At 62.4% G+C, this 210-nt stretch carries 1 protein-coding gene; it reads right to left on the bottom strand.

The features are described from left to right. The coding region (locus AF337_RS27185) for a methyltransferase domain-containing protein (RefSeq protein WP_152971206.1) at positions 1 to 210 on the bottom strand (210 nt) is incomplete at both ends.

Genomic DNA, 210 nt, shown 5'->3' with positions numbered 1-210 from the left:
GTCCCGCATCGCATAGGCGAGTTTCGAAGTTTTTGAGGCCACGTCTGGCCGCATTTTCGGCGGCAGCAGCCAGCATATTTTCCGAGAGATCGGTGACGACAACCTGACCGTCGGGGATTGCCGCCGCCGCCGTCAGGCCGGGTTCGCCAGTGCCGGCGGCTATGTCAAGCACGCTAAAGCCGTTGGAGAGATTGGCGCGCCGAAGCATGG

The organism is Rhizobium ecuadorense (assembly GCF_001187535.1).
Lineage (GTDB): Bacteria > Pseudomonadota > Alphaproteobacteria > Rhizobiales > Rhizobiaceae > Rhizobium > Rhizobium ecuadorense.
Note: the sequence above shows the minus strand (reverse complement) of the source record. Positions and strands in the feature narration are given on the sequence as shown.